Source organism: Microbacterium sp. MTN4-26, from assembly GCF_042846595.1.
Lineage (GTDB): Bacteria > Actinomycetota > Actinomycetes > Actinomycetales > Microbacteriaceae > Microbacterium > Microbacterium luteum.
Genome location: NZ_BTGO01000005.1, coordinates 177,898 through 204,714, shown reverse-complemented (window position 1 = coordinate 204,714; position 26,817 = coordinate 177,898). Strand labels below are relative to the sequence as shown.

The window sequence follows — 26,817 nt, the reverse complement described above, 5'->3', positions numbered from 1 at the left end:
CGCATCAGGAGTTCCGTCCCCCCGCCAGGTCGACCCGGAAGCCTTTGATGAAGATCCCGGCGATGATCAGCACGCTGAGGAACAGCAGCACCGAGATCGCCGATCCGAGTCCGATCTCCAGCCGCCCGATAGAGGTGTTGTACGCCAGGAGCGACAGCGCCTCGGTGTCGTTGGCCCCGGCGGTCATGATGTAGATGTTGTCGAAGATGCGGAAGGCCTCGAGCGTGCGGAAGAGCACGGCCACCATGATCGCGGCCTTCATGTTGGGCAGGATCACGCGTCGCATGACCTCCCACCCGGTGGCCCCGTCGACCTTCGCCGCCTCCTCGAGGTCTCCCGGCACCTGCGCCAGCCCCGACAGCAGCAGCAGCGAGATGAACGGCGTCGTCTTCCACACCTCGGAGAGGATGATCACGAACAGCGACGAGCCCTGATAGGCGAACCAGTTGAAGTCCTCGTCGAAGCCCGGCACCCACGCCAGCCAGCTGTTGATGTAGCCGGAGTTGATGTCGAACGCGTAGAACCAGGCGAACGCGGCGACCACCGTGACGATGCCGTAGGGCACGAGGATGGCGGTGCGCGCGAAGCCGCGCAGCTTTTTCACGGCGCGGTGCATCACGAGGGCGAGGAGGAACCCGAGGATCAGCTCGAGGATCACGGTGACGACGGTGATGAACAGCGTCACGCCCATCGACTGCCAGAACGCGGGATCGCCGAGCACCACGGCGTAATTGCGGAACCAGATGAACTCCCGCTCGTCGGGAGCGGTCAGGCGCAGGGAGAAAAGCGAGTCGAAGAAGGCCTGCAGGATCGGATACATCGTCACGAGCAGCATGAGCACGAACGCCGGGCCTGCCAGCATCCATCCGAGGCGCGCTTCGGCCCGCGAGCGCTCCGAGCGGCGGCCTCGCGCCGGCCGCTTCTCCTCGGCGCGCGGCGGCGCCGGGCGCTCGACGGCGGGCGCGCTCATAGCAGCCTCTCCCCCTGCAGGACGGCGAGGATGAACTCCGACGACGTCTCGGGCGTCGTGTCCGGATCGACCCCGGCCGGCGGGTGCCACGTGCGCTGCAGCCCGATCGAGATCTCGTTGTAGTACGGCGTCTGCGGGCGCGGAACCCCGAGGTCGAGGGACTCGCGGATGACGTCGGCCATGGGGAACTCCTCCTGCACCGCCTCGTCGTCGTAGGCGGCGGCGTTCGAGGGCGGGTTGCCGTCGCTGACGAAGTACTCGGCCTGGTTCTCGGGCTGCACGATGCACTCCACCGCCTGCCACGCGAGGTCCTGGTTCTCGCTGAAGGCCCCCACACCGAGGTTGATGCCGCCGACGGGCGGGGCCGCCGGGGTGTCGGCATCCATGCGCGGATACACGGCCCATCCGAGGTCGTCGGCGACCTCCGGGGACGATTCGTTGAGAGCCGGCCACACGAAGGGCCAGTTGACCATGAAGGATCCCTGCTCGCCCTCGAACAGATTGAGGCTCGCATTCTCGTTCGCCGTCGGGAGTCCGGCACCTCCCAGCCGGTTCTCGCCGATCCGCTGGAGCACCTCTGCCGCGGCGCGACCGGCGTCGGAGTCGATGCCCAGCTCCATGTCCTTCGGCGGTGCGTCGGGGGTCTCGAGGATCTCGCCGCCCGCCGAGGCGATCAGGGCGTTCACCCAGACGGTGAGGGATTCGGCGAGCGCGCCCTGGACACCGAGCTGCAGATCGTTCTCCTCCGCGACCTCGATGATCTGGTCCCACGTGACCGGCTCGCTCATGTCCAGGCCCGCCTCCTCGACGACCGATTCGCGATACCAGAGCAGCTGGGTGTTCGCCCAGAACGGGACCGTGACCAGTTCGTCGTTCCAGCTCGCCGAGTCGACGGCGCCCTGCACGATGCCCTCCGTGTCCTGCAGCTCGTCGGGAACGGGTGCGAGGAAGCCGGGTTCGGCGAGCTCCGGGATGAAGGGCGGGTCGAGACTCATGATGTCCAGGGAGCGGTCGCTGGCGGCGAGCCGCCGCGCGAGCTGCTCGCGCTGCGACGCCGCGTCACGCGGCAGCAGCGTCGTCTCGATGCGGTACGCCCCGTCGGCAGCCTCGGTGCAGGATGCGGCGATGCGCTCCTGGCCGCCGGCGTCGGGGTTGATGTACCAGGTGAGGGTGGGAGTCCCGTCGTCGGCGGAGCAGGCTCCGAGACTCGCGACGACGGCCAGCGCGACACCGGCGCCCATCATCCTCCTGCCGCGCATCCGGCCCCCTCGCCTTCACCGGTCGTTCATCGACCCTGTTCCAGCATGGTGCGCCAAACCCGGGCGATGCGCCACGCTCTTGCGCGGCACGACCTGCCTGTAGTACGCGCAGGGCGAGACACCGGATGCGGACCCGGTGCGCCGGGCTCAGGCGATGCCGCGCAGGCGCCGACGCGCCACCAGCCGGGAGCCCGCAGCCGCGATCGCGGCGCACGCGACGATCACCGCCATCGGCACGGCCGTGTCCTCTCCCCACGCACCGACCACGGGCGACATCGCTCCGCCGAGCACGAATTGCGTCGCCCCGAGCACGGCCGCGCCGGAGCCGCGCATGTGAGGCGTACGGGCGAGGGCGAGCGCGGAGGCGTTCGACATCGTGAAGCCGGCACCGGCGGTCAGCACCACCGCGCATCCGATGAAGGAGGCCGGACGGAGCCATCCGGTGATCGCCAGGAGCGCGAGGACGCAGGAGGCGAGAACGAGGAACGAGACACCGAGGGTGAGCATGCGACCGGGGCCCACCCGAGGAGCGATACGTGCATTGAGAAGGTTCGCCGACACCACACCGAGCGCACCCGCGGCGAATCCCAGCGCATAGACGAGCGGGTCCATGCCGAGCACCTCCTGCCCGACGAACGGCGACGCGGAGATGTAGGCCATCATGCCCGCGAACGCCGCGGCGACGGTGAGGGTGTAGGCGCCGAATCCGCGGGTGCTCGCGACGGTGCCGAGCATGCGGGCGATCGCCCGCACCCCGCCGCCGTGTCGACGTTCCGGCGGGAGCGATTCGGGCACCACGAGCACGGCGAGCAGGAACATCGCCGCCGAGATGGCGGCCAGCACGATCAGCACGCCGCGCCAGCCGGTCAGCACACCCACCGCGCCGCCGATCGGCGGCGCCACGAGGGGCCCGAGCGCCGTCACCGTCGCGATGAGGCTGAGGGCGCGCACGGCGGTCTCGCCCTCGCTGAGGTCGACCGCGATCGCCCGCGCCACGACGATTCCCGCCGCACCGGCGACACCCTGCACCAGTCGCAGGCCGACGAACACCTCGATCGTCGGGGTGAACACCATCAGCACGCTCGAGAGGGCGAAGACACCCATCGACAGCACCATGACGGGGCGGCGTCCGAACCGGTCCGAGAGCGGTCCGAGCAGCAGCTGGCCGGCGCCGATCCCGAGCAGGAAGGCCGTGAGGGTGAGCTGCACGGCCGACGCCGACGAGCCGAGATCCGCGGCGATCTCGGTGAACGACGCGAGATACATGTCCGTCGCGAACGGACCGACCGCGGCGAGGAATCCGAGGGTGGCGACCAGCCCCGAGGTGAGGCGGGGAGCGCCGCTCACTCGCCGCGCGAGACGGCGACCATCTCGTCGCGTGGCACGACCTTGATGCGGGCACGCTCGTGCGGAGCGCCCAGGGCGATCTCGTGCTCGTCGAGGCGGTGCCAGCCCTCAAGGTCGGTCCACGCCACGCCCCGCTCGGCGAGGAGGGCGGGGATCGCCTCCTCCGAGGGGTCCGCCGGGTGCCACCACGAGCCCTGATCGTTGATGAGATGGCGCACCGTCTCCATCGCATCCGATTTGGTGTGTCCGATCAGCCCCACCGGTCCGCGCTTGATCCACCCCGTGGCGTAGACGCCGGGCACCCGCTCGTTGTTCTCCGGATGCAGCACCTGCCCCTCGTGGTTCGGGATGACGCCGTGGCGGTCATCGAACGGGACGCCGGGGAGGGGCGAACCGAAGTAGCCGACGGCGCGGTAGAGCTGCTGGATGGCCACTTCGCGCATCTCGCCGGTGCCGACCACGCCGCCCTCGTCGTCGGGTCGCGTGCGCTCGTACACGAGCGCGGCCACGCGTCCGGCGGCATCCTTCTTCACCTCGACGGGCCTGGCCCAGAAGTGCAGGTGCAGCCGGCGCGATGCGGTGCCGCCGGCGCCGTTCGCGGAGTCGAGCTTGCGCCACGACTGCAGCACCCGGTCGATGACCATGACCTGCTTGTTGCTGGCGATGGCGTCCTTCGACGCCTCGTCGTAGTCGAAGTCCTCGTCGTAGACCACCATGTCGACGTCGCGCTGCTCGCCGAGTTCGCGCAGCTCGAGGGGCGTGAACTTCACCTGGGCGGGTCCCCGGCGCCCGAACACGTGCACATCGGTGATCGCGGACGCGGCCAGACCCGCGTGCACGTTGTCGGGGATCTCCGTCGGCAGCAGGTCCTCGGCATGCTTGGCGAGCATGCGGGCCACGTCGAGCGCGACGTTTCCGTTGCCGATGACGGCGACCGACTCCGCGTCGAGGGGCCAGTCGCGCGGCACATCGGGGTGGCCGTCGAACCAGCTGACGAAATCGGCCGCACCGTAGGATCCGGCCGCATCGATGCCGGGGATCTCCAGCGACGCGTCGAGCGCGGCGCCCGTGGAGAAGATGACGGCGTTGTAGTGGTGCTTGAGGTCGTCGAGCGTGATGTCCTCACCGAAGCGCACGTTGCCGAAGATCCGGATGTCACCCCGGTCCAGCACGCCGCGCAGCGCGGTGATGATGCCCTTGATGCGGGGATGATCCGGCGCCACGCCGTATCGCACCAGACCGTACGGGGCCGGCAGGTGCTCGAACAGATCGATGGACACGTCGAAGGTGCGCTCGGCCTTCAGCAGGATGTCGGCGGCGTAGATGCCGGCGGGGCCGGCTCCGACGATCGCCAGTCGCAGCTTGGTCATGGGTGTCCTTTCGTGTCGCGCATCCGCGACCGCGCCGGAGGGCGCCGGTCAGCTGGAGCGGTCGGCCACCGCGCGCGCGAACCGCGTGAGTCCTTCGCGCACGGGACCGTCGGGAAGCGGGTCGAGCGCGGCGATGGCGTCGCGCGACCACGAGTGGGCGAGGTCGAGGGTGGCCCGCGTCGCCTCGTGGTCGCGGAGCTCGGCCAGCGGCTCGTCGAGGATGACGGGATCGGCGCCGTCGGCGATGCGGGCGACGCCCTCGTCGATGCGCTCGCGCAGGTCGGTCGACGCGTCGTCGTCGCGCTGCCCGAGCAGCAGGAAGGGCATCGTCGGCACGCCGGCGCGCAGGTCGGTGCCGGGCACCTTGCCGGTCTCGTCGGGGTCGCTCGAGAGGTCGATGACGTCGTCGAGGAGCTGGAAGGCGACCCCCGCCTTCTCGCCGAATTCCACGAGCGGCTGCTCGTAGGCGCTCGGCGCTTCGCTGAACAGCGCCCCGGCCTGAGCGGATGCGGCGATGAGCGATCCGGTCTTGTCCGCCAGCACCTGCAGGTAGAACGCGACCCGGTCGTCGTTCTCGTGCGGTCCGACCGTCTCGTGCATCTGACCGAGCACGAGCCGCTCGAACGTATCGGCCTGGAGTTTGATGGCACGCTCGCCGAGCTTGGCCATCAGCTGGCTGGCACGCGAGAACAGCAGGTCTCCGGTGAGGATGGCGACGCTGTTGCCCCACACCGAATGGGCACTGGGCACCCCGCGGCGGCGGTCCGCCTCATCCATCACATCGTCGTGGTAGAGCGAGCCCAGGTGGGTGAGCTCGAGCGCGGTGGCCGCGTCGATGACGTCGTCGGTGGTCCCCTCGCCCAGGTGCGCCGTCAGCAGCGCCAGCATCGGGCGCACGCGCTTGCCGCCGGCGTCGAACAGGTAGCGGCTGGTCGCGTTGGTGAGCGTGTCGGCGGTGGTCAGCTCCGCTTCGAGGTTGCGGTCGACGCGCTCGAGCCCCGCCTCGACCTTCGCGAGCAGTCGGCGGGATCGGGGACCCGCGAACACGCGATCGGCCAGGCCGAGCCTGCCCGCGATCGGCGAGCCCTGCGCTGAGGGAGTCACGCTCCCAGCCTACCGGCGCGCACCGGGGCGCCGGACCGCCCCCGGAGGCGGCTCATTCCGCCGGATCGGTCGTTCCGGCGCCTTGGTCGACGGGCTTGATCCCGCGGTGCAGCGCGACGATCCCGCCGGTGAGGTTGCGATAGGCGACGTCGCCCCAGCCCGCCTGCCGGATCCACGCCATAAGTGTGCGCTGGTCGGGCCAGTCGCGGATGGACTCGTTCAGGTAGTCGTATGCCTCGCTGTTGGAGCTCACCGTCTTCGCCACAACCGGCAGCACACGATCGTTGTAGAAGCCGTAGAGGGCCCGGAACAGCGACGACGGCGGGTGCGAGAACTCGCAGATCACCAGGCGCCCGCCCGGCTTGGTCACCCGCAGCAGCTCGCTCAGAGCCGCGCGCGGCTCGTTGACGTTGCGCAGCCCGAACGACATCGTGACCGCGTCGAAAGCGTCGTCGCCGAACGGCAGTGCGGTCGCGTCCGCCTCGACGAACGAGAGGTTCGGCATGCCGCCGCCGGGTGCCGACGCGCCGTGGCGGCGTTCGCCTTCGGCGAGCATCCCCGGCGAGAAGTCCGCGGCGACGACCTCTGCTCCGCTCCGGGCGAGGGAGGCGCTGGAGGCGCCCGTCCCGGCGGCGAGGTCGAGGATGCGCTCGCCGCGCTTCGGGGCGACGGCACGCGTGGTCGCGGCTCGCCACGAACGGTCGTTGCCGAGGCTGAGCACGGTGTTGGTGCGGTCGTAGCCGGCAGCGACCCCGTCGAACATCCCCGAGACCCGTGCCGGGTCCTTGCCCAGATCGGCGCGGTTCGGCTCGGCGGGTCGGGGGGCGGTGTCGGGGGTCACCCCTCGACTCTACGCGTCGGCCCGCGCGGCCGGCCCGGCGCCGGCGAGGGCGGCCAGCCGAGCCAGCCACGCGTTCGCCGTGTCGTCGTCGTACGGCGCCACACGGTCGCGTACCTTGCGTTCGAGCTCGATCGCGAGCGCGTCGAGGTGCGCGACGATCTCGGCCGGGTAGCCGTACGCGACGCGGTGCTCGTCCCACTCGTCGCGATCGTCGATCCACGTGCCGCGGCCGTCGACGGCGCGCACGACGTCGAGATCCATGTCGATCCCGGTGGGCACGCCGGCCTCGGTGTCGGACCAGCGCACGTCCCACGCGAGGTCGATGTAGATGCGACTGGATGCCGGTGGCGCGACGTTGACCGTGAGGGCGTGGTCCCCCGAGGGCGGCACGAGCGTGACGCTGGCCGCGCGGGTGAGGAAGTCCCGACCGGGGCGGAAGCTCCGCGTGCCCTCCGGCTGACCGAACCACTCGCCCCACCGGTCGTGACCGAGATAGATGCAGTCGTGCACCCAATGCGGGCCGCCGTCCCACTTGCGCCAGCGGAACACGGTGCGGGTGCCCGGTTCGGGGCGCAGGAGGTCGGCGGTCACCTCGCGAGTCTAAGCCGCACGTCGGTGGGCATCCGCCCAGCCGGCGACCGCCGTGGCCGACCGAAACTAGGCTGGAGGGGTGCCCGCGTTCCCCCGCCTGTCCGTCGAGACCCGGGAGATCGACCCCGTCGGCGACCTCCTCGCGTACGCCGATCCCGATCGACCGCTCGCGTGGCTGCGACGCGGCGAGGGAGTGGTCGGCGTCGGCGAACAGAGCGGGTACGAGCACGTCGGCGCGGAGGCGGATTCCTCCCTCTCCGCGGCCGACGCGTGGCGCCTCATCGCCGCCGAGGCCGACGTCGACGATCCCGTGGGGCTTCCCGGCACCGGCCTCATCGCCTTCGGTGCGCTCACCTTCGATGCGCGCTCGGCGTGGCCCAGCCGCCTGATCATCCCCACCACCGTCGTCGGACGCCGCGGCGGGCGCTCCTGGGTGACGCGCATCCGCCGCGCCGACGACCCGCATCCGCCCACCGGCGCAGACATGCCGCAGCCTCGCGCGCTCGGGCCGTCGTGGTCCGGCACGCTCGGCCCCGGGTCGCTGGATCCGGCGGGCTATCAGGGCGCGGTCCGCTCGGCGCTCGAGGCGATCACCGCGGGCGAGGTCGGCAAGGTCGTGGTCGCCCGCGACCTGGTGGGAACCGTGCCGGCGGGGGCGGATCTGCGCCGGCTGGTGCGGGCGCTGTCGGTCGACTATCCCGACACCTGGACCTTCGCCGTCGACGGCCTGATCGGCGCGAGCCCCGAGACCCTCGTCACGGTCGCGGGCGGAGCCGTGACCGCTCGCGTTCTCGCCGGCACGGCCGGGCGCGGCACCGACCACGCCGACGACACCGGCGCCGCCTCGCGGCTCCTCGAGAGCGGGAAAGATCGAGACGAGCACCGTTTCGCAGTGCGCAGCGTCGTGGAGGCCCTGGCACCGCACACCCGCACCCTCGCCGCCGACGAGGAGCCCTTCGCGCTGGAGCTGCCGAACCTGTGGCACCTGGCCACCGACGTCGCCGGCGTGCTCGGCGACGACGCGTCGTCGCTGGACCTCGTCGCATCGCTGCATCCCACCGCCGCCGTGGCGGGCACGCCGACCGATGCCGCCCTCGCGGTCATCCGGCGCATCGAGCCCTTCGACCGCGGTCGGTACGCGGGACCCGTCGGCTGGGTCGACGGGTCCGGAGACGGCGAGTGGGCCATCGCGCTCCGGTGCGCTCAGGTGGGTGGCCTGCCCGCACGGCGCGTCAGCGCATCCACCGGCACCATCCCCGTCACGGCGTTCGCCGGCGCGGGGATCGTCGCGGGCAGCGACCCCGAGGCCGAGATGCTCGAGACCCGGGTGAAGTTCCGCCCGATCGTCGACGCCCTCGCGTAAGGCGATCGCGTCAGGTGGCGGCCAGCCGGGCGCGCTGCTCGGCGACGTCGTAGGTGGCCGCCGGCCACTGCGGATCGATGTCTTCGAGCGCGGACCGGAGCAGGTGCTGAACAGCCAGCCGCGCATACCACTTGCGATCGGCGGGCACGACGTACCACGGCGCGTGGGCGGTGGAGGTGCGCTCGAACATCACCTGGTAGGCGTGCTGGTAGCGCGGCCACAGCATCCGTTCGTCGACGTCTCCCGGCGTGAACTTCCAGTGCTTGTCCGCACGGTCGAGCCGTTCGGTCAGGCGCTTCTTCTGCTCGTCGGCCGAGATGTGGAGCATGACCTTCACGATGCGGGTTCCGGTGGCGACCACCCGCTCTTCGAAGGCGTTGATGGCGTCGTACCGCCGTTCGATCTCCGCCGCGGGTGCGAGCTGACGCACGCGCCCGACGAGCACGTCCTCGTAGTGCGAGCGATCGAACACCCCGATGAGACCCGGCTCGGGCAATCGCTTCTCGATGCGCCACAGGAAGTCCTGCGCAAGCTCTTCGTCGGTGGGCTTCTTGAACGCCGTGAGCGAGACCCCCTGCGGATCGACGGCGCCGACGACGTGGCGCACGATGCCGCCCTTGCCGGCGGAGTCCATCGCCTGCAGCACGAGGAGCACCGCCGCGTCGGTCTTCTGCACGCGACTGCGCGCGAACAGCCGCTCCTGCAGATCATCGAGCGCGTCGACACCCGCGGCGAGATCCGCCGCGCCGTCGCGCTTTCCGCCGCCGTAGCCCGGCGTCGATGCGGTGTCGACGTCGGCGAGGCGGAACCCGGGTCCCACCCGCAGCAGGTCGCCGATGTCTCGCAGGTCGCCCGCGCCGCCGTCGTGGAGAGGTCTCGTCCCGGTCATCCCCACATCTTGGCGGATGCCGGGTGCGGCGTCACCCTCATCGGGCCAGCGGCACCTCGATCACCTGACGTGCGGCCGCCGGCGTGGTCAGCGCCTGGTCGAGGGCGGCGCGCGTGGTCACCCGCGTGTGCGTCCAGCCGTACGCGCTCGCCAGGCGGCCGACGTCGACGCCGTGCGGCGTGTAGAGCACCCGGTCGGCCGCTTCGGCATCGGCGGTGGCGGCCACCTCGAGGCCGTCGAAGATGGTGCCGCCGCCGTCGTTGCCGACGATGATCTGGATGCGCGGCTCGGCCTCGCCGATGGCGGCGAGCAGCGCTCCGGCATCGTGGAGCAGCGCCAGATCGCCCAGAAGCACGCGCGTGACCCCGTGCGCGCCGGCGCTCTGGCTCGCGATGGCGACGCCCGTGGCCGTCGCCACGGTGCCGTCGATGCCGGCGAGCCCCCGGTTGGCGTGCACCGTCACCTTCTTGCCGGGCAGCACCGCGTCGGCCACGCGCACCAGGCGCGACGATCCGAACACGAGCCGGTCGTGCGGCCACGTGGCCCGCCACACCGCGTCGACGAGGAGGTTGCGGTCCACGGGCGCGCGCACCGCGTCGAGTTCGGCCGAGATGGCCCCGAGCCGTTCCTGCGGCACCGCCGAGGAGAGGGCGTCGGCGTCGGGCGCCGGCGGAGACAGGTCCACCGCGGCCTCGCGCGACGCGCGCATCCATGCCCCGAGCCACGCGCGCTCGGCATCGACGACCTCGGGGCTGCCGCCGTCGACGGCGACGGCCACGGCGTCCACCGAACGCGTCGCGCCGTTCAGCCCGAGCGGTTCGCCGGGCCCGCGCAGCGCGATCACCTCGACAGCGGGATCGGACAGGAGCGCCGTCACCTCGCGGGAGAGCGTCGGGTGCCCGAAGACGACGACGCGCTCGATCCGGCCGCCGAGGTCGGGGTCGCGCAGGAGCTGTCGATAGCCGTGCACGACGTGACGGCCGAAGCGCGAACCGCTGACGATCTCGGCGATCAGCGGCCACCGCCCCTCGTGCGCGAGGGCTTCGGCAGCGGGCCCCGCATCGGCACCGGCGACGACCACCGTTCGGGGGCCGCGGTCGAGCGCGACGGGGATCTCGCCGGCCTCGTCGGCGACATCGAGCGAGCCGATGCCGCCGCCGCCCTGATAGAGCGCGCCGGACATCGCCGCGTCATCGACCGAGCCGCTGCCGGCGGCCTGCGCTCCCGCGGCGATCGCGTCGTCGAGCCACGTCGGGACAGGACCGCTGAGGGGCTCGCGATACGGAAGGTTCAGGTGCACCGGTCCCGCCGACCACTGGCCCACGCCGCGTGCGGCATCCACCGCCTCGGCCGCGACGACCCGCAGCGTGGCGGTCGCATCGGAGGTGCCGTCGGGGTCGCTCTCCTCGGGCACGGCGAGGTCTGCGGCGTAGCGGGTGGCGGAGGAGAAAAGGCCGGGTTGCCGCGTGGTCTGGTTGGCGCCCACGCCCCGCAGCTCGGGGGGACGGTCGGCCGTCAGCAGCAGCAGCGGCACACCCGCGTGGTGCGCTTCGAGCACCGCCGGCAGCAGGTTCGCGACGGCCGTGCCCGAGGTGCACACGACGGCGGCGGGCACCCGCGTCTCCCGGGCGATGCCGAGCGCGGTGAAGCCGGCGACCCTCTCGTCCACGCGCACGTGGAGCTGCACGTGACCGCCGCGTTCGAGTTCGGCGGCCACGAGCGCGAGCGCCTGCGAGCGCGAACCGGGGCTCAGCACCACGTGGCGCACGCCGCGGGCGACGAGTGCACCCAGCAGAGCGGCGGCCGCATCGGTCGCGGGGGCGCCGGTGACGGTCGGGGCGACGTCGTCGCCGGGCTCGCCGGACACGTCAGCCGACGGCGCCGCGCTGACCGCGCTCGTCGTCGTCGGGCCGGGATCCGGTGGCCTGCTCACCGGAAGGACGCTGCTCCCCCGCCGTTGTGTCCGCGCCGGAGGGCTCCTCGGCGGTCGTCTCTCCCGTCGACGCGTCGGCGTCGGCGACGGGCTTGTCGGGAACCGGCGGATCCCAATCGGATTCCGCATCGAGCATCGCCAGTTCCTCTTCGAGGCGGCGGATGCGCTCATCCTGATCGCGGATCGAACCGAACGTGCCGGTGAACTGCGGATCGTCGTCGGGCGCCAGGGGGGCAGCCGGGGCCGGCCGCGGGCGACGACCGACGATCAGCCACATCAGTCCGCCGAGCACCGGGATGACGATCACGATGACCAGCCAGAGCGGCTTGCTGACTCCGCGGTGCCGTGTCTTCGGCTGCACGGCGCAGTCGACGATCGTGAAGACCCAGAACGCCACGGCGATCAGGGCCACGATCAGCAGCACCCTTGTCACGCCTTCCATCCTAGGCGCGCTCGCGCGGGGGCGGGTTGGCCGTGACCTGACAGTGACATGTGAGGGGCGGCATACCTCCCAGTCGCCCCGGTACCGCTCAGGCGACGCACCTACGATGGGTCTCGTGAAAGCCCGTCCTGCCCTCGTGTACACGGTGCTGCGCCTGCTGGCGTTCCTGGTGCCGTTCGGCATCCTGATGCTCTTCCCGGTGTTCCAGGATCTGTTCTGGCTCGCCGCGATCTTCGCCGCGCTCATCGGTCTCAGCCTGTCGATCCTCTTCCTGCGACGCCCGTTGAACAGCGTCACCACGGGGCTGGCCGACCGCCGGCGCGAGCGCGAGCGCGCCGACGACTCCGCCGCCGAAGACGCCGCAGCCGACGCGGTCTACGGCGAAGGCGCCGTACGTTCCGGTGACGGCATGCCTTCCGCCGGCGCGGAGGCCGACGCGCGTCGGTCGGACGAGGACGGCCGCTGAGCGCGGATCAGCCGACGAACGCCCAGAACAGCAGCGCTCCGTAGCCCACCGATGTGAGCGAGGTGAGCGCGAGGGCGACCACCAGCTCGCGGGCCTCGCGGTAGCTCCACACGATGATGATCGCGGGGATGCCTGCCAGCAGCGCCATGAGCGCGAGCCAGGCGATCGGGTAGAACAGCGCCAGGAACGCGGCGATCGCGAACGGCACGAGCACGAACAGGGGGAACAGCACCTGCGTCCACCGCCTGCCGATGAGCACGGTGAGCGTGCGCTTGCCCGCCACCCGATCCTGGTCGATGTCGCGCAGGTTGTTCGCCAGCAGCACCGCGCAGGCCAGCAGCCCCGCGGCCACGGCGCCGAACCACGCCTCCTGCGGCAGCGAGAACGCCTGCACCCACGTGGTGCCGAGGGTGGCGACCAGCCCGAAGAAGACGAACACGAACAGTTCACCGAGCCCGTAGTAGCCGTACGGCCGCCTTCCGCCGGTGTAGAACCAGGCGGCGGCGATCGCGAGCGCGCCGATCGCGAGCATCCACCATTGCCCGGTGCGGATGACGATCGCCAGGCCCGCGATCGCGGCGAGCGCGAAGAAGCCCAGCGCCACCGCGAGCACACGGCGCGCGGGCACTTTGCGCGACGCGGTCAGGCGCGCGGGTCCGACGCGGTGGTCGTCGGTGCCGCGGATGCCGTCGCTGTAGTCGTTGGCGAAGTTGACGCCGATCTGAAGGAAGACCGCGACCGCGAGACACGCCAGAGCGATCATGCCGTGGAATTCGTCGGTGACCACCAGGGCCGCCCCGGTCCCGATGAGCACGGGGGTGACCGCCAGCGGAAGAGTGCGCAGGCGCGCGGCACCGATCCAGTCGCGGGCCGTCGGCGGCGCGACCGCCGCCGGTGACCCGGAGACGCGCGCCTTCGCGGGGTTGCCGCGCGAGCGAGACGGGCGCGTCGACGTCTTCTTGCGCTTCTTGCTGGGTGTGCCTGCCACGAGGAGCCATCCTAGGGCGCCGACGCGATGCGGCGGCTGAGACCGCCGGTCAGTGCAGGCCCGCGACCGCCGAACGGATGGCCTCGCGGTCGGGCTTGCCCGACGGAAGGCTCGGCAGCTCGTCGACGAGCACCAGTCGTGCCGGGCGCGCGTGCGGGCCGATCTCGCGCTCGACGGTCTGCCGCGCCTCCTCGAACTGCACCGACTCGCTGCGGCGCAGCGCCTCCCCCCGCGTGGCGACCACGACGGGAACCTCGCCCCAGCGCGTGTCGTCCACCCCCACCACGACGGCGCCCGCGAGGCCGGGTACCGCGCGGACGGCCTGCTCGACGCGATCGAGCGAGATGTTGATGCCGCCCGAGACGATGACGTTGTCGATCCGTCCGCGCACCCGCAGCACGCCGTCCTCGAGGATCCCCGCGTCGCCCGTGCGGTACCACCGCGTGCCGTCGCCGTCGACGATGAACGTCGTGGCGGTGCGCTCGGGGTCGTCGAGGTATCCCTCGGCGAGCGTCGGGCCGGCGATCTGCACCTCCCCGGCGGCGATGCGCACCGTGACGCCGGTGAGAGCACGCCCGTCGTACACGCATCCGCCGCTGGTCTCGGTGGAGCCGTAGGTGCGCACGACGCGCACGCCCGCCGCCTCGGCCCGCTCGAGGGTCGCCGCGGGGAGTGCCTGACCGCCGATCAGCACGGTCTCGAACGAGCGCAGCGCCGCCAGCACCGTGCCGTCTGCCTCGGCCGCGTCGAGCAGGCGCGTCAGCTGCGCCGGCACGAGCGAGGTGTACGTCGGGATGCGGGTGCCGCCGCGGCTGGACGCCATCGTCAGCGCGGCGGCGGCGAACGCCTCGGGGGTGAAGCGGCCGGCGAGGATGGCCGGTTCGCGGTCGGCGACGAGGGCGCGCGCGAGCACCTGGAGACCGGCGACGTAGCCGGCCGGCAGGGCGAGCAGCCATCCGCCCGATCCGATGCGGTCGGCCGTGGCCATCGCGCTGGAGATCAGGGCGTCGCGACTGAGCACGACGCTCTTGGGGATGCCGGTTGACCCCGACGTCGTCACGACGACGGCGGTTCCCGCGGGCACCTCGGGCGGCGCCTCGCCCACCATCCCCAGGGCGAGCGCCGGCCCGGCGCCGTGCAGCGCGCCGCGCAGCGACCGCAGCACGTCGCGCGGGTCGTCGGTGGTGAGCGCCTCGAGCCTCATCGTGCGCTCAGTAGTGCCACGGGTAGGGCGACCAGTCGGGGTCGCGCTTCTGCAGGAACGCGTCACGGCCCTCGACCGCCTCGTCGGTGCCGTAGGCCAGGCGGGTCGCCTCGCCGGCGAACACCTGCTGACCGACCATCCCGTCATCGACGGCATTGAAGGCGAACTTCAGCATGCGGATCGCCGTGGGCGACTTCGTGAGGATCGTGCGCGCCATCGCGATCGCTTCGCGCTCGAGGTCGGCGTGCGGCACGACGCGGTTGACCGCGCCCATCTCGTACGCGCGCTGGGCCGAGTACTCCTCGGCGAGGAAGAACACCTCACGGGCGAACTTCTGGCCGATCTGACGGGCGAAGTAGGCGGAGCCGTAGCCGGCGTCGAACGAGCCGACATCGGCGTCGGTCTGCTTGAACCGGCCGTGCTCGGCGCTGGCGACCGACATGTCGCACACGACGTGGAGCGAGTGCCCGCCGCCGGCCGCCCATCCCGGGATCACCGCGATCACGACCTTCGGCATGAAGCGGATGAGACGCTGCACCTCGAGGATGTGCAGGCGCCCGGCGCGAGCGGGGTCGGGAGCGGTGGCATCGTCGGACGCATAGGTGTATCCGTCGCGGCCACGGATGCGCTGGTCTCCGCCGGAGCAGAACGCCCAGCCGCCGTCCTTCGGGCTCGGCCCGTTCCCGGTGAGCAGCACGACGCCCACCCGGGGGTTCTGCCGGGCGTCGTCGAGCGCCCGGTACAGCTCGTCGACCGTGTGGGGACGGAACGCGTTGCGCACCTCGGGCCGGTCGAACGCGATGCGCGCGATCCGGCCGTCGCGTGAGAGATGCGCGGTGATGTCGGTGAACGCCTCGGCGCCGGGGGCCGGCATCCATTCCGCGGCGTCGAACAGCTCGGAGACCATGCCCCCAGCGTAACGACGGCGGGTCAGGCGTTCTTGGCGTCGCGCCAGCGCAGCCATCCGCGCACGACGTCATAGTCCCAGTCCGGCCCGTCGAGCCCCAGGGTGAACAGCCGGGTGCCGGCGTCGTAGAGGACGTCGGCGGTCTCCTCGTCGCGCCGCGCGAGCTCGTTCGAGACCACCAGGTCGGCCGTGTCGCGCTCCTCCGCCTGGGCCCACCGGTCGATCACCGAGAGCTTGTGCGGCAGCTCGTCGGGCGTGACGAAGCTGTGCCAGATGTTCGCGTGGCGCGCGACGAAGCGCAGCGTCTTCTGCTCGCCCTTTCCGCCGATCATGATCGGGATGCGGCGGGTGGGCTGCGGGTTGAGCTTGTCCCAGCGCGCCGTGATGCGCTCCAAGCCGACGCCGAGATCGTTCAGACGACTGCCCGCCGTGCCGAACTCGTACCCGTACTCGTCGTAATCCCGCTCGAACCACCCCGAGCCGGTGCCGAAGATGAAGCGGCCCGTGCCGCCCTTGGCGCTGATGTGGTCGAGGGTCCGGGCCATGTCGGCCTGCAGGTCGGCGTTGCGATAGCTGTTGCAGTTGACCAGCGCCCCGAACTCGACGCGTTCGGTCTGCTCGGCCCACGCGCCGAGCATCGTCCACGACTCGAAGTGGAGGCCGTCCGGCTCACCGAAGAGCGGGAAGAAGTGGTCCCAGTTGAACAGGATGTCCACGCCCATCTCCTCCAGGCGGAGGACGGCGTCGCGAAGGTCGGGGTAGGTGACGTGCTGGGGCCGCAGCTGGATGCCGAGGCGGACGGGGGTGTCGACGAGCATGCGGTTCAGCCTATGGCCGCGCGCAGCGGGTGAGGGCAGGATGAGGAGATGTCCTCACCCCTCCCCGCTCTGGACCGGCTCATCGACACCGCCCGGGTGGTCTCCCTCCCGCTGACGACCCGCTTCCGCGGGGTCGACGAGCGGGAGGCGCTGCTGCTGGAAGGACCCGAGGGGTGGGCGGAGTTCTCGCCGTTCCTGGAGTACGACGACGCCGAGGCGGCGACGTGGCTCACCGCGGCTATCGACTTCGCGTGGCATCCGCGACCCGCGGCGGTGCGCGAGACCGTGCCGGTGAACGCGACCGTCCCCGCCGTCGCGGCCGACCAGGTCGGCGACGTGCTCACCCGCTTCCACGGCTGCCGCACCGCGAAGGTCAAGGTCGCCGAGCGCGGACAGGTGCTCGGCGACGACGTCGCGCGCGTGCGGGCGGTGCGCGAGGTCATGGGGCCGGAAGGGCGCATCCGCGTCGATGCGAACGGCGGCTGGAACCTCGACGAGGCCGAGCACGCCGTGCACGCGCTCGCGGAGTTCGACCTGGAATACGTCGAGCAGCCCTGCGCGCAGGTCGAGGACCTCGTCGAGCTCCGCCGCCGCATCCGCTACCTCGGCATCCCCGTGGCCGCCGACGAGAGCGTGCGCAAGGCCGACGACCCGATCGCCGTCGTCACCGCCGGCGCGGCCGACCTCGTCGTGGTCAAGGTGCAGCCGCTGGGAGGGGTGGCGCGTGCCCTGTCGATCGTCGCCGCCGCCGGCGTTCCGGCCGTGGTCTCCAGCGCCCTCGACACGTCGGTCGGACTCGGGATGGGCGTCGCGCTCGCGGCGAGCCTGCCCGAGCTGTCGTTCGACTGCGGACTGGGCACGGCCTCGCTGCTCGCCGCGGACGTCACGGACGACCCCCTCGTCGCGCGCGACGGTCGCATCGCGGTGCGGCGCGTGGTGCCGAGCCCGGAGCTCCTCGATCGGCACGCGGCCCCGCGCGAGCGGCGGGAGTGGTGGCTGGAGCGACTCCGTCGCTGTCACGCCGTCGCGCAGGAACGTTAGCGCTCGATCAGCGCGGCGGCCACGCGTCCGAGCTCCTCGCCGGTGTGCCTGGCGAGCTCGGCGGGCGGAAGGCCCGCCATGACCCCGCGGACCGACGTCGACTCCCAGACCGTCATGAGCAGTCGGGCGACCGCCCTCGGCTCGAGCCGGAACCGGATGTCCTTGCCGGCGACGATGTCATCGACCAGTCGCGCGACGCTGTCGAGAATGGCGGTGTCCTGCTCGAGGTACGCCGCCGCGAGCTCCGGCGCCCGAAGCGCGTGGATGCGGATCTCGTTGAACAGCAGAACGCCGAGCCGGTCCTCGGGTCCGATCTCGAGCACGCGGCTCACGACCTCGACGACGTTGCCGCCGGTCATGTCCAGCGCACCGTCGGCCTCGAGCGCCGCGACCCGGTCGGCGACCGATCGCACCCGTTCCTGCGCGACCAGCCCGACGAGGGCGAAGAAGAGCTCGTCCTTGGAGGCGAAGTTCGAGTAGAACGCTCCCCGCGTGAACCCCGCGCGGTCGCAGATGACCTCGACCGACGCCGCGTCCATGCCGACCTCGGCGAACACCTCCGCCGCCGCATCCAGCAGTCTGCGTCTGGTCTCCTCGCGTCGTCGCGAGGGTCCCGCCGTATCGCTCATGGTGACCCTCCCCCGCCGATTCTCACACGCGTCGCCCAGGTTGCCGTCGATGTTCCGCATTACGATACAGAAGCGCATCGGATACAAAAATGTATCCAAATCCCGTCAGACCGCCTGGAGGACGTGTGTCCACTCTGCTGTTCAGCCTCGGACGCTGGTCCTACCGCCACCCCTGGCGCGTGCTCACGACGTGGCTGCTGCTGCTGGTCGTGGCCGGCGTGAGCGCGGTGACCTTCATGGCGGGGACCGACAACTCCTTCTCGATCCCGGGCACCGAGGCCCAGGAGGGCATCGTGCAGCTGGATCGCACCTTCCCGCAGGCCAGCGGCACGAGCGCGCAGGTGCTCGTGGCGGCACCCGACGCGGAGGCGGTCACCGACGACGCGTATCGCACGGCGATCGACGACGCCCTGTCGGCGTTCGGCGACCTCGACGGGGTGCTGGCGGTCACCGACCCCTTCGACGAGAACGTCTCGGGCCTCGTCTCCGACGACGACGAAGCGGCGATCATCCGACTCCAGCTCGACGGTCAGGCCACCGACATCCCCGCGGGAACGGAGGAGGACCTGCAGGAGATCGCCGACGATCTGCAGACCGCCCTCCCCGAGGCGCAGGTCGTGCTCGGCGGCGACCTCTTCTCCACCGAGATCCCCTCACTCTCTCCCATCGAAGCGGTCGGCGTGCTCATCGCCCTGTTCGTGCTGATCGTGACCTTCCGGTCTTTCGCGGTGGCGTGGTTCCCGCTCGTGAGCGCCCTCATCGGCGTCGGACTCGCAATCGCGCTGATCTTCGTCGCCACGGCTTTCGCCACGATCTCGTCGACCACGCCGATGCTCGCGATCATGCTGGGGCTCGCGGTCGGGATCGACTACGCCCTGTTCATCGTCGCGCGCCATCAGGATCAGGTGCGCGCCGGCGTCGAGCCCGAGGAATCCGCCGCGCGCGCGACCGGCACCGCCGGCTCCGCGGTCGTCTTCGCCGGCGTGACGGTGCTCATCGCCCTGGTCGGACTGTCGTTCGCGAACATCCCCTTCCTCACCACGATGGGGATCGCCGCGGCCGTGGCCGTCGCCATCGCCGTCCTGGTCGCGGTGACCCTCACTCCCGCACTCCTCGGCTTCGCGAAGGGGCGCGTCGTGGGATGGCGCCGCCGTCCGAGCCGCCGCGCCCGCCGCGCGCGCACCCGGCCACGCCGCGGATTCGCCGAGCGGTGGGTGCGGGCCGTCACGCGGCATCCGATCGTCACCACGGTCTCGGTCGTCGCCGTGCTCGGCACGATGGCGATCCCGGCCGCGAGCCTCACCCTGGCCCTTCCGAACGCCGGCACGCAGCCGACCTCGAGCGAGGCCCGGCAGACCTACGACCTGACCGCGGAGTACTTCGGACCGGGCGAGAACGGCCCGCTCATCCTCACCGGCACGATCGTCACCTCCACCGACCCGCTCGGGCTCATGGAGGACCTCGCCGACGAGATCGCAGACGTTCCCGGCGTCAAGGAGATCGCGCTGGCGACGCCCAACGAGACCGCTGACACCGGGCTCATCCAGGTGATCCCCGAGACCGCCCCCGACGACCCCGCCACCGCCGACCTCGTGCGGGAGCTTCGTTCCCACCACGACGAATGGCTCGAGGAGTACGGCGTCGATCTGAAGGTGACCGGCTTCACCGCCGTCGGCATCGACATCTCCGACCGCCTGGGCGCCGCGCTGATCCCGTTCGGGATCTTCGTCGTCGGGCTCTCGCTGATCCTGCTGACGATCGTGTTCCGCTCGATCTGGGTGCCGCTGAAGGCCGCCGCGGGATACCTGCTGTCGGTGGCGGCGTCGTTCGGCGCGGTGGCCGCCGTGTTCGAGTGGGGCTGGCTCGCCGACGCGCTGCACGTCACGCGCACCGGCCCCGTCATCAGCTTCATGCCCATCATCCTCATGGGCGTGCTGTTCGGCCTCGCGATGGACTACCAGGTGTTCCTCGTCTCGCGCATGCGCGAGGACTACGTGCACGCCCACCGCGCCCGCGGCGGCCGTGCGGACCGGCTCACCGCCGTCGGTGCCGTGCGCACCGGTTTCGTCTCGTCGGCCCGCGTGGTCACCGCCGCCGCGGTGATCATGTTCGCGGTCTTCGCCGCGTTCGTACCCGAGGGCGACTCCTCGATCAAGCCGATCGCCCTCGGGCTCGCGGTCGGCATCGCCGTCGACGCGTTCCTCGTGCGCATGACGCTCGTTCCGGCGGTCATGGCGCTCCTCGGCGAGAAGGCCTGGTGGATGCCGCGCTGGCTGGACCGCATCCTGCCCCACTTCGACATCGAGGGCGAGGCCGTCGAACGCGAGCGCGCCCTGGCGGACTGGCCCGAGCCGAACACCATCGCCGTCGTCGTCGCCGACGACCTCGGCGTGCGCACCGACGCCGGCCGCGTCTTCGCCGGCGCGACGTTCCGCGTCGATCCCGGGGACACCCTGCTCGTCACCGCGGACGCCGGCGCCGCCCGCGCGTTCGCCCTCACCGTCGCGGGGCGGCTCGATCCCACCGACGGGCGCCTGCGCGTGGCCGGCCATCTGCTCCCCGGCCGCGCCGCGTGGGTGCGCGCGCACGTCGGCATCGCCCTTCTCGACGAGGCCGACGATCCGCTCGCGGCGCTGCGCACGGCCCTGCGCGGCGCGCGCCTGGTGGTGGTCGACGGCCTCGACCGGCTCGACCGCGCCGCGCGTGACCAGGCCGCGGCGCTGATCCGCGACGCCGGCGCGCGCGCCGCGGCATCCGCTCCCCTCACCGTCGTGGCCACCGCCCGCACCGAGGGCCCCGCGCTCGCTGCGCTCTCCGACGCCCACCGCCCCCACGTCCAGGCGCTGGCCCTCAGCGCCCGCACCACCGCATCCGAGGTGAACGCATGACTCTCCCGATCGAACGCGCCCGCACCCGTCGCCCCGTCACGTGGGTGACGATCATCGGCGCCCTGCTGCTGCCGGTGGTCGTCGGCGCGATCCTCGTCGCCGCGTTCTACGACCCGGCAGAGCGCCTCGACAACGTGACCGCCGCGATCGTGAACGACGACGAGCCGGTCACGATCGACGATCAGACGGTGCCGCTGGGGCGCCAGCTGACCGCGGGGCTCGTGGAGGGCTCGGACGACCTGCCGAGCAACCTCGACTGGACGATCACGAACGACGACGACGCGGCGGCGGGCCTCGCCGACGGCACCTACTCCGCGGTCGTGACGATCCCCGCCGAGTTCTCCGCCGCCGCGACCTCGACCGCCGGAGACGACCCTGAGCGCGCGGTCATCGAGGTCACCACGGCACCCGACAACCTCGTCGTCGACGACGCGATCACCGCGCAGATCACGTCGGCGGCGGCATCCATCATGGGGCAGGAGCTCTCCGAGGTGTACCTCGAGAACGTCTTCCTCGGGTTCACCACCCTCGGCGACCAGCTCGGCGAGGCCGCCGACGGCGCCGACCAGCTCGCCAGCGGGGCGGACCAGCTCGCCGACGGCACCGCGCAGTACGTCGACGGCGTGGGCCAGCTCGCGGCGGGCGCGCAGCCCCTCGCCACCGGCGCCGCCGCCCTCGCGCCGGGCATCGGCGAGATCGCCGACGGCGCCGCCGCCCTGTCGGCCGGCGGCTACGAGGCGGCCGACGGGATCGACGACCTCGCCGGGGGTGCGAGTGCGCTCTCGACCGGCGCATCCGACCTCGCCGACGGCCTGTCCTCGCTCGCCGACCTCACCGCCCAGATCCCCGAGATCCCGCAGGGCGTCATCGACGCCGCCGACGCGGTCGCCGCCAACAGCGAGGAGATCGGGCAGTTCGTGACCGGCTCGGCCGCAACCCTCACCGCTCTCGCCGACGAATGCCGCGCGGCCGGCGACACCGGCACGGTGTGCGCCGAGATCATCGCGCTGTCCGACGAGACCAACGCCGCGCTGCCGACGGTGACCGAGATCCTCGACGACTCGGATGAGATCGCCGCGGGCATCGCGCAGTTCCAGGATGCCGGGCCGCAGCTCACCGCGGCTCTGCAGGCCTCGGCCGCCGGCGCGGACGAGATCGCGACGGGCATCGGCGGCATCGCCGGCGGCGCGAGCCAGGCCGCATCGGGGGTGCGCGAGATCGCGGCCGGCACCGGCGCGCTCGGCACCGGCGCCGACGAGGCCTCCGCCGGGGCCGCACAGGTCGCCGACGGCGTCCAGCAGCTCGCGGACGGCGCGCAGCAGGCCGCGGACGGTGGCACGGCACTCGTGACGGGTTCCGATCAGACCGCGGATGGAGCCGGCGAACTCGCCTCGGGGCTGCACACCGCGGCCGACGAGATCCCCTCGTACACCGACGATGAAGCCCAGACGCTCGCGAGCGTCGTGGCCGACCCGGTCGAAGCCGACGGGATCGGCAGCGACCTGTTCGGCGCCACCGCGGTTCCGCTCCTCGCGGCGCTGGCGCTGTGGATCGGCGGGCTGGGCACCTTCGTCGCCCTCCAGGCCGTGACCGCTCGCGCGCTCACCTCGCGGTCGGCCTCCGCGCTGCTGGCGCTGCGGGGCCTCGCGCCCGCCGCCGCCATCGGCGCGGCGCAGGGGCTCCTCGTCGCCGGTGTCGTGCAGATCGCCGCGACATACGAGTTCGGCGAGTGGACGGTGTTCGCGGGAGTGTGCGTCGTCGCGGGCATCGCCTTCGCCGGCGTCAACCAGGCGCTGGTGGCCGTCTTCGGCGGAGCGGGCCGCTGGATCGCCGCCCTCGTGGCCGTGCTCGCCGTCGCCGCGGGCATCGTCTCGACCGTTCCGGGATGGCTGTCCTCGCTCGCCGGGGCCATGCCGACCGCACCCGCCTACAGCGGCATGGTGGCCGCCCTGACCTCCGACGGGAGCGTCGGCGCGGCCCTGGTCGGCCTCACGGTGTGGATGCTGCTCGCCTTCATCGCCACCGTGATCGCGGTCGCGCGGCGCCGGTCCGCCCCGGCGGCGCACCCGCTTCCGGCCTGACCCTCCCGCCACGACGTTCACCTGTCACCAGACGTCGCTGAGCGCTCGCGAAGCGACATCCAGCGGCAAGTGAACACGCATTCTCGGGCGCCAGGCCGCGAGGCGCGAGGCGCGGGGTCAGGAGAGGCCGCTGTAAGCGTGCAGGCCCTTGAAGAACATGTTGACGATGGTGAAGTTGAACAGCACCGCCAGGAAGCCGATGATCGACAGCCACGCCGACCGCGTGCCGCGCCAGCCGCGCGTGGCGCGGGCGTGGATGTATCCGGCGTAGAGCACCCAGATGACGAAGGTCCACACCTCCTTGGTGTCGAACCCCCAATAGCGGCCCCACGCGTCGTTCGCCCAGATCGCACCGGCGATGAGGGTGAAGGTCCAGAAGATGAATCCGATGATCGCGAAGCGGTAGGCCAGCGATTCCAGGGCGTCCGCGCTCGGCAGCGTGCGCAGGAAGCCGGGCCCCGTGCGCACGACGGCGCCGTCGGCCGCTTCGGCGACCTTGCGCTCGCGGCGGGCCTGCAGCAGCTGCGCGACCGACAGACCGAAGGCCAGCGCGAACAGGGCGGTGCCGAGCGAGGCGACGAACACGTGGATGACGAGCCACACCGACTTGAGGGGATCCATGAGCGGAACCACCTCGACGTAGAACGACAGCGTCGCTCCCCCGAGCAGCACGACCACGAGGCCGGTGATGAAGGTGCCGAGGAAGCGCAGGTCGTACCGGAAGAGCACGCCGAGGTACACCGCCACGACCAGCAGCAGGCCCGTCATGGCGAACTCGTACATGTTCGACCACGGCACGCGCTCGGCCGCGATTCCGCGCAGCACCGTCGCGCCCAGGTGGAACAGGAACGCCAGCACCGTCAGCGAGGTTCCGATGCGCGCCCACAAAAGGCGCGGGCGCGCGCCCGGCGCTGACGCGATCTCCGCCCCGGCACGGCGCTCCCGCGCGGTGACATCGGTGATGCTCTCCCCGCCCGCGGCGACGAGCTCGCGGTCGCGTGCGCGCGCATCCTTCGCCTCCACGGCGAGCGCGGAGCGTCGGGCGAGATCGATCGCGTAGGCGACGAACGCGAGGGCGTACACCGCGATGGCGGTCCAGACCAGCAGCACCGAGACGTCGTCGAGCGAGAGGGTGTCGGTCATGGCGTCAGTCTACTTTCGGCGTGTCGGGGGTGGATGCGGCCGCGTCCGTCCGCTCGGCGGACACCCGCTCGCGCACCGCGGCCTCGTGCGACGCGGCGAGCTTGTCGACGGCGGCGGCGAGGGTCGGGTCCTCGCCGCGGGCGAGGCCCGCGTACTCGAGATCGACGGACCCGTCGCGGGCGGTCGCGGTGACCCACATGCGACGGCGCGGCACGAACAGTCCGGCGAGCAGACCGAGGGTGGCGAGCACGGCGAACGCGAGCACCCACGGCGCGCCGACGTCACGGTGGATGGAGAGTGAGACGAAGCGCTTGACCGATTCCTCGTAGCCCTCTGCCCCGGCGGGCGACTCGTTCTCGAACGTGACGGTGCCGAGGCCGTCCGGCAGCTGCGCGGTGTCGCCGGGGGCGAGCTCGAGCGCCGGCTCGTCGACGCCGCGCCCGGCGAGCTGGGTCATGTCGGTCGGGTCGAGCGTGTACACCGACCGAGGCGTGCCGTCGTCGATGCCGAGGTCGCCGGCGTAGACGTTGATCGTCATGACGGGATTCACCAGGGCGGGATACGCCGAGGTGAACGCGCCGGAGGGCAGCTCGAACTGCGTCGGATAGAAGAACGCGGTCATGCCCAGCTGATCGGGCAGTCCATCGGGCACCTTGATCACGCCGAGCGAGGTCATGTTGGTGTCCTGCGGCAGGAAGGGAACGGACTCGGAGAAGACGATCTCGCCGTCGGCGTCGCGCACCGTGATCGTCGGGGCGTAGCCGTTGCCCATCAGGTAGACGCGATCGCCGTCGATGTCGACGGGATGGTTCACGCGCACCGACTCCGCGGATGTGTCATCGGCGTTCCGGACCGTGAGGTTCGCCGAGAAATCCCCCGCCTGACCGGCGGCCGTGGACCCTGCCGGCTCGTAGGTCACCTCGAACTCGTCGAGCGTGAGCGCATAGGGCGACAGACCGTCGGTGTCGACGAAACGCCCCGGGTTGAAGGAGGCGTAGTCGAGCATGGTGTTGACGAACGTGTCGTCTTCGACGATGACGCTCTGGCCGGTGTAGGTGAATCCGCCGCCGACCCCCACGGCGATCAGCACGCCGACGAGCGCACCGTGGAAGACGAGGTTGCCGGTCTCGCGGGCGTAGCCGCGCTCGGCCGACACCGACAGGCGCCCCCGCGCGTCGTAGCGCTCGACGCGATAGCCCGAGCGCCGCAGCTGCGCCTCGGCGAGCGAGACGGCTTCGTCGGCCGCCGCGGCGGTGTCCGCGCCCGCCGGGACGGGCACGGATGCGGTGCGATGGTCGTCGAGGCGCGACAGCCGGGCGGGCGTGCGCGGCGGCTTGGCCCGGAGCGCCTTCGCGTGGTGCCGGGTACGCGGGATCACGCAACCGATGAGGGAGATGAACAGCAGGATGTAGATCGCCGAGAACCAGGGCGACGTGTAGACGTCGAACATGCTCAAGTTGTCGAGGATCGGCGCGAGGTCGGGATTGTCGGCGTAGTACTGCGTGACGCCGTTCGGATCCGCGCTGCGCTGCGGCACGAGGGAGCCGGGAACGGCCGCGATCGCGAGAAGGAGCAGCAGCACCAGCGCTGTGCGCATCGAGGTCAGCTGACGCCAGCCCCAGCGCATCCATCCGACCGGGCCGAGAGCCGGCTGCACCGGGTCCGAGCCGCTGCTCGGCGCGTCGGCGTGGTCGTCGGGACGCAGCGTCGCCTGTTCGGCGGCAGGTTCAGAGCGGGAGCGGGACACCGAGGAGCACCCCCTGCAGGCCGGTCATGAGAAACGTCCACACGCCGGAGACCATCAGCACGCCGAGGGCGACCAGCAGCGAACCGCCGACGATGTTGACGGCGCGGATGTGGCGGCGCAGGAACGCCACCGATCGCGTCGCCCATCCGAACCCCAAGGCGAGGAGGAGGAAGGGGAGCCCGAGGCCGAGCGAGTAGGCCAGGCCCAGGATGCCGGCGCGAACCGGGTCGCCCAGGTTCCACGAGACGGAGATGATCGCCGCGAGCGTCGGGCCGATGCACGGCGTCCAGCCGACGCCCATCGCCAGGCCGAGCAGGGGGGCGCCGATGAGCCCGAGATTGCCCCGCACGTGCGGGTGCACCGTGCGCTGGGCGAACCCGAAGACGCCGATGAAGACGAGGCCGAGGAGGATCACGACCACACCCAGCACGCGGGTGATCGGATCGGCGTACTGCAGGAAGAACCGCCCGAGCGTGCCGCCGAGGATCGTCACCGCCATGAACACCACCGTGAAGCCGGCGATGAAGAGCACGACGCCCAGCAGCAGCCGACCGCGCGGCGTGAACTCGACAGGAGAATTCGACGCGGTCCCCCCGCTCGCCGCGGCAGGAGCGGCACTCGAGGCGGAGATCTCCTGTCGTGTCGACACGGGCGCGACGCGACGCGGGGCGGCGGCTCCGCCGATGAACCCCAGGTAGCCGGGCACGAGCGGCAGCACGCACGGCGAGAGGAACGACACCAGGCCGGCGAGCACCGCGACCGGCACGGCGAGCCACATCGCGCCGCCGAAGACGAG

The 26,817-nt window shown here is 71.8% G+C and carries 23 protein-coding genes; 5 read left to right on the top strand and 18 right to left on the bottom strand.

Annotated elements, in window-relative coordinates; genetic code table 11:
* Positions 1 to 4: 4 nt before the first annotated feature.
* From ACGG9C_RS06215 to ACGG9C_RS06185, 7 genes are all read right to left on the bottom strand, one after another.
* Positions 5 to 970 carry a carbohydrate ABC transporter permease gene (locus ACGG9C_RS06215; RefSeq protein ID WP_194384689.1) on the bottom strand — a complete coding sequence of 322 codons (966 nt, stop codon included), beginning with the start codon at positions 968 to 970 and terminating at the stop codon, positions 5 to 7.
* Entirely contained in the window at positions 967 to 2,229 is a 1,263-nt protein-coding gene (locus tag ACGG9C_RS06210; RefSeq protein ID WP_194384688.1) for an extracellular solute-binding protein, read from the bottom strand. Before ACGG9C_RS06210 ends, ACGG9C_RS06215 begins: the two co-directional genes overlap by 4 nt.
* Positions 2,230 to 2,376: 147 nt before the next feature.
* A complete protein-coding gene (locus tag ACGG9C_RS06205; protein WP_194384687.1) occupies positions 2,377 to 3,576 on the bottom strand; it encodes a multidrug effflux MFS transporter in 1,200 nt (399 codons plus the stop codon).
* Positions 3,573 to 4,946 (bottom strand): FAD-dependent oxidoreductase, encoded by a 1,374-nt coding sequence (locus ACGG9C_RS06200; RefSeq protein WP_194384686.1) that lies wholly within the window; start codon positions 4,944 to 4,946, stop codon positions 3,573 to 3,575. Before ACGG9C_RS06200 ends, ACGG9C_RS06205 begins: the two co-directional genes overlap by 4 nt.
* Before the next feature lie 48 nt (positions 4,947 to 4,994).
* Positions 4,995 to 6,050, bottom strand: coding sequence for a polyprenyl synthetase family protein (locus tag ACGG9C_RS06195; RefSeq protein ID WP_071043915.1), 1,056 nt, complete (start codon positions 6,048 to 6,050; stop codon positions 4,995 to 4,997).
* A 52-nt stretch (positions 6,051 to 6,102) separates the two neighbouring features.
* Positions 6,103 to 6,891, bottom strand: coding sequence for a demethylmenaquinone methyltransferase (locus ACGG9C_RS06190; RefSeq protein WP_228480941.1), 789 nt, complete (start codon positions 6,889 to 6,891; stop codon positions 6,103 to 6,105).
* Positions 6,892 to 6,900: 9 nt separating this feature from the next.
* Positions 6,901 to 7,482, bottom strand: a complete 582-nt coding sequence (locus ACGG9C_RS06185) for a DUF402 domain-containing protein (RefSeq protein WP_194384685.1) — start codon at positions 7,480 to 7,482, stop codon at positions 6,901 to 6,903.
* A gap of 79 nt (positions 7,483 to 7,561) precedes the next feature.
* Between ACGG9C_RS06185 and ACGG9C_RS06180 the strand changes: the two genes are divergently transcribed.
* On the top strand, positions 7,562 to 8,845 hold the full coding sequence (locus ACGG9C_RS06180) for an isochorismate synthase MenF (protein ID WP_194384684.1): 1,284 nt from the start codon (positions 7,562 to 7,564) through the stop codon (positions 8,843 to 8,845).
* Positions 8,846 to 8,855: 10 nt separating this feature from the next.
* Here the strand turns inward: ACGG9C_RS06180 and ACGG9C_RS06175 are convergent, their stop codons facing one another.
* From ACGG9C_RS06175 to ACGG9C_RS06165, 3 genes are read right to left on the bottom strand one after another with little or no spacing between them, the layout of a single operon-like run.
* Positions 8,856 to 9,734: a polyphosphate kinase 2 family protein gene (locus ACGG9C_RS06175; RefSeq protein WP_194384683.1), complete on the bottom strand. Its 879-nt coding sequence runs from the start codon at positions 9,732 to 9,734 to the stop codon at positions 8,856 to 8,858.
* A 37-nt stretch (positions 9,735 to 9,771) separates the two neighbouring features.
* Positions 9,772 to 11,601: a 2-succinyl-5-enolpyruvyl-6-hydroxy-3-cyclohexene-1-carboxylic-acid synthase gene (gene menD / locus ACGG9C_RS06170; protein ID WP_228481217.1), complete on the bottom strand. Its 1,830-nt coding sequence runs from the start codon at positions 11,599 to 11,601 to the stop codon at positions 9,772 to 9,774.
* Position 11,602: 1 nt separating this feature from the next.
* Positions 11,603 to 12,109, bottom strand: coding sequence for a PLD nuclease N-terminal domain-containing protein (locus tag ACGG9C_RS06165; protein ID WP_390178403.1), 507 nt, complete (start codon positions 12,107 to 12,109; stop codon positions 11,603 to 11,605).
* 115 nt (positions 12,110 to 12,224) lie between these two features.
* Here ACGG9C_RS06165 and ACGG9C_RS06160 point away from each other — a divergent pair, with 115 nt between their 5' ends.
* Positions 12,225 to 12,575: a DUF4229 domain-containing protein gene (locus ACGG9C_RS06160; protein ID WP_194384681.1), complete on the top strand. Its 351-nt coding sequence runs from the start codon at positions 12,225 to 12,227 to the stop codon at positions 12,573 to 12,575.
* Positions 12,576 to 12,582: 7 nt separating this feature from the next.
* Here the strand turns inward: ACGG9C_RS06160 and ACGG9C_RS06155 are convergent, their stop codons facing one another.
* From ACGG9C_RS06155 to ACGG9C_RS06140, 4 genes are read right to left on the bottom strand one after another with little or no spacing between them, the layout of a single operon-like run.
* The gene (locus tag ACGG9C_RS06155) at positions 12,583 to 13,563 is read right to left on the bottom strand and encodes a 1,4-dihydroxy-2-naphthoate polyprenyltransferase (protein ID WP_194384680.1); all 981 of its coding nucleotides are present in this window, start codon (positions 13,561 to 13,563) and stop codon (positions 12,583 to 12,585) included.
* Positions 13,564 to 13,612: 49 nt separating this feature from the next.
* Positions 13,613 to 14,767 carry an AMP-binding protein gene (locus tag ACGG9C_RS06150; protein ID WP_194384679.1) on the bottom strand — a complete coding sequence of 385 codons (1,155 nt, stop codon included), beginning with the start codon at positions 14,765 to 14,767 and terminating at the stop codon, positions 13,613 to 13,615.
* A gap of 7 nt (positions 14,768 to 14,774) precedes the next feature.
* Positions 14,775 to 15,674 (bottom strand): 1,4-dihydroxy-2-naphthoyl-CoA synthase, encoded by a 900-nt coding sequence (locus tag ACGG9C_RS06145; RefSeq protein WP_194384678.1) that lies wholly within the window; start codon positions 15,672 to 15,674, stop codon positions 14,775 to 14,777.
* Between the two features lie 23 nt (positions 15,675 to 15,697).
* A complete protein-coding gene (locus ACGG9C_RS06140) occupies positions 15,698 to 16,492 on the bottom strand; it encodes an LLM class F420-dependent oxidoreductase (RefSeq protein WP_194384677.1) in 795 nt (264 codons plus the stop codon).
* A 48-nt stretch (positions 16,493 to 16,540) separates the two neighbouring features.
* On the opposite strand from ACGG9C_RS06140, the gene ACGG9C_RS06135 reads away from it, so the two are divergent.
* On the top strand, positions 16,541 to 17,533 hold the full coding sequence (locus ACGG9C_RS06135) for an o-succinylbenzoate synthase (protein WP_194384676.1): 993 nt from the start codon (positions 16,541 to 16,543) through the stop codon (positions 17,531 to 17,533).
* On the opposite strand, the gene ACGG9C_RS06130 is transcribed toward ACGG9C_RS06135, so the two are convergent.
* Positions 17,530 to 18,162, bottom strand: coding sequence for a TetR/AcrR family transcriptional regulator (locus ACGG9C_RS06130; RefSeq protein ID WP_194384675.1), 633 nt, complete (start codon positions 18,160 to 18,162; stop codon positions 17,530 to 17,532). The two genes, ACGG9C_RS06135 and ACGG9C_RS06130, sit on opposite strands and share 4 nt — an antisense overlap.
* A gap of 125 nt (positions 18,163 to 18,287) precedes the next feature.
* Between ACGG9C_RS06130 and ACGG9C_RS06125 the strand changes: the two genes are divergently transcribed.
* Positions 18,288 to 21,050: an efflux RND transporter permease subunit gene (locus ACGG9C_RS06125; protein ID WP_194384674.1), complete on the top strand. Its 2,763-nt coding sequence runs from the start codon at positions 18,288 to 18,290 to the stop codon at positions 21,048 to 21,050.
* The gene (locus tag ACGG9C_RS06120) at positions 21,047 to 23,131 is read left to right on the top strand and encodes a YhgE/Pip family protein (protein ID WP_194384673.1); all 2,085 of its coding nucleotides are present in this window, start codon (positions 21,047 to 21,049) and stop codon (positions 23,129 to 23,131) included. Before ACGG9C_RS06125 ends, ACGG9C_RS06120 begins: the two co-directional genes overlap by 4 nt.
* 117 nt (positions 23,132 to 23,248) lie before the next feature.
* Here the strand turns inward: ACGG9C_RS06120 and ccsB are convergent, their stop codons facing one another.
* The 3 genes from ccsB to ACGG9C_RS06105 are packed head-to-tail and all read right to left on the bottom strand — an operon-like array spanning position 23,249 to position 26,799.
* Complete coding sequence (gene ccsB, locus ACGG9C_RS06115) at positions 23,249 to 24,274, bottom strand: c-type cytochrome biogenesis protein CcsB (protein WP_194384672.1); 1,026 nt, start codon at positions 24,272 to 24,274, stop codon at positions 23,249 to 23,251.
* A gap of 4 nt (positions 24,275 to 24,278) precedes the next feature.
* Positions 24,279 to 26,021: a cytochrome c biogenesis protein ResB gene (locus tag ACGG9C_RS06110; RefSeq protein ID WP_228480940.1), complete on the bottom strand. Its 1,743-nt coding sequence runs from the start codon at positions 26,019 to 26,021 to the stop codon at positions 24,279 to 24,281.
* Entirely contained in the window at positions 26,002 to 26,799 is a 798-nt protein-coding gene (locus tag ACGG9C_RS06105; RefSeq protein ID WP_194385429.1) for a cytochrome c biogenesis CcdA family protein, read from the bottom strand. The genes ACGG9C_RS06110 and ACGG9C_RS06105 overlap by 20 nt, the downstream gene beginning before the upstream one ends.
* Positions 26,800 to 26,817 lie beyond the last annotated feature (18 nt).

What these genes read in the sequence shown, in the direction of transcription:
- ACGG9C_RS06215 (WP_194384689.1), bottom strand. Translation starts at nt 970, where the DNA reads ATGAGCGCGCCCGCCGTCGAGCGCCCGGCGCCGCCGCGCGCCGAGGAG.
- ACGG9C_RS06210 (WP_194384688.1), bottom strand. Translation starts at nt 2,229, where the DNA reads ATGCGCGGCAGGAGGATGATGGGCGCCGGTGTCGCGCTGGCCGTCGTC.
- ACGG9C_RS06200 (WP_194384686.1), bottom strand. Translation starts at nt 4,946, where the DNA reads ATGACCAAGCTGCGACTGGCGATCGTCGGAGCCGGCCCCGCCGGCATC.
- ACGG9C_RS06175 (WP_194384683.1), bottom strand. Translation starts at nt 9,734, where the DNA reads ATGACCGGGACGAGACCTCTCCACGACGGCGGCGCGGGCGACCTGCGA.
- ACGG9C_RS06165 (WP_390178403.1), bottom strand. Translation starts at nt 12,109, where the DNA reads ATGGAAGGCGTGACAAGGGTGCTGCTGATCGTGGCCCTGATCGCCGTG.
- ACGG9C_RS06150 (WP_194384679.1), bottom strand. Translation starts at nt 14,767, where the DNA reads ATGAGGCTCGAGGCGCTCACCACCGACGACCCGCGCGACGTGCTGCGG.
- ACGG9C_RS06145 (WP_194384678.1), bottom strand. Translation starts at nt 15,674, where the DNA reads ATGGTCTCCGAGCTGTTCGACGCCGCGGAATGGATGCCGGCCCCCGGC.
- ACGG9C_RS06140 (WP_194384677.1), bottom strand. Translation starts at nt 16,492, where the DNA reads ATGCTCGTCGACACCCCCGTCCGCCTCGGCATCCAGCTGCGGCCCCAG.
- ACGG9C_RS06135 (WP_194384676.1), top strand. Translation starts at nt 16,541, where the DNA reads ATGTCCTCACCCCTCCCCGCTCTGGACCGGCTCATCGACACCGCCCGG.
- ACGG9C_RS06130 (WP_194384675.1), bottom strand. Translation starts at nt 18,162, where the DNA reads ATGAGCGATACGGCGGGACCCTCGCGACGACGCGAGGAGACCAGACGC.
- ACGG9C_RS06120 (WP_194384673.1), top strand. Translation starts at nt 21,047, where the DNA reads ATGACTCTCCCGATCGAACGCGCCCGCACCCGTCGCCCCGTCACGTGG.
- ccsB (WP_194384672.1), bottom strand. Translation starts at nt 24,274, where the DNA reads ATGACCGACACCCTCTCGCTCGACGACGTCTCGGTGCTGCTGGTCTGG.
- ACGG9C_RS06105 (WP_194385429.1), bottom strand. Translation starts at nt 26,799, where the DNA reads ATGTGGCTCGCCGTGCCGGTCGCGGTGCTCGCCGGCCTGGTGTCGTTC.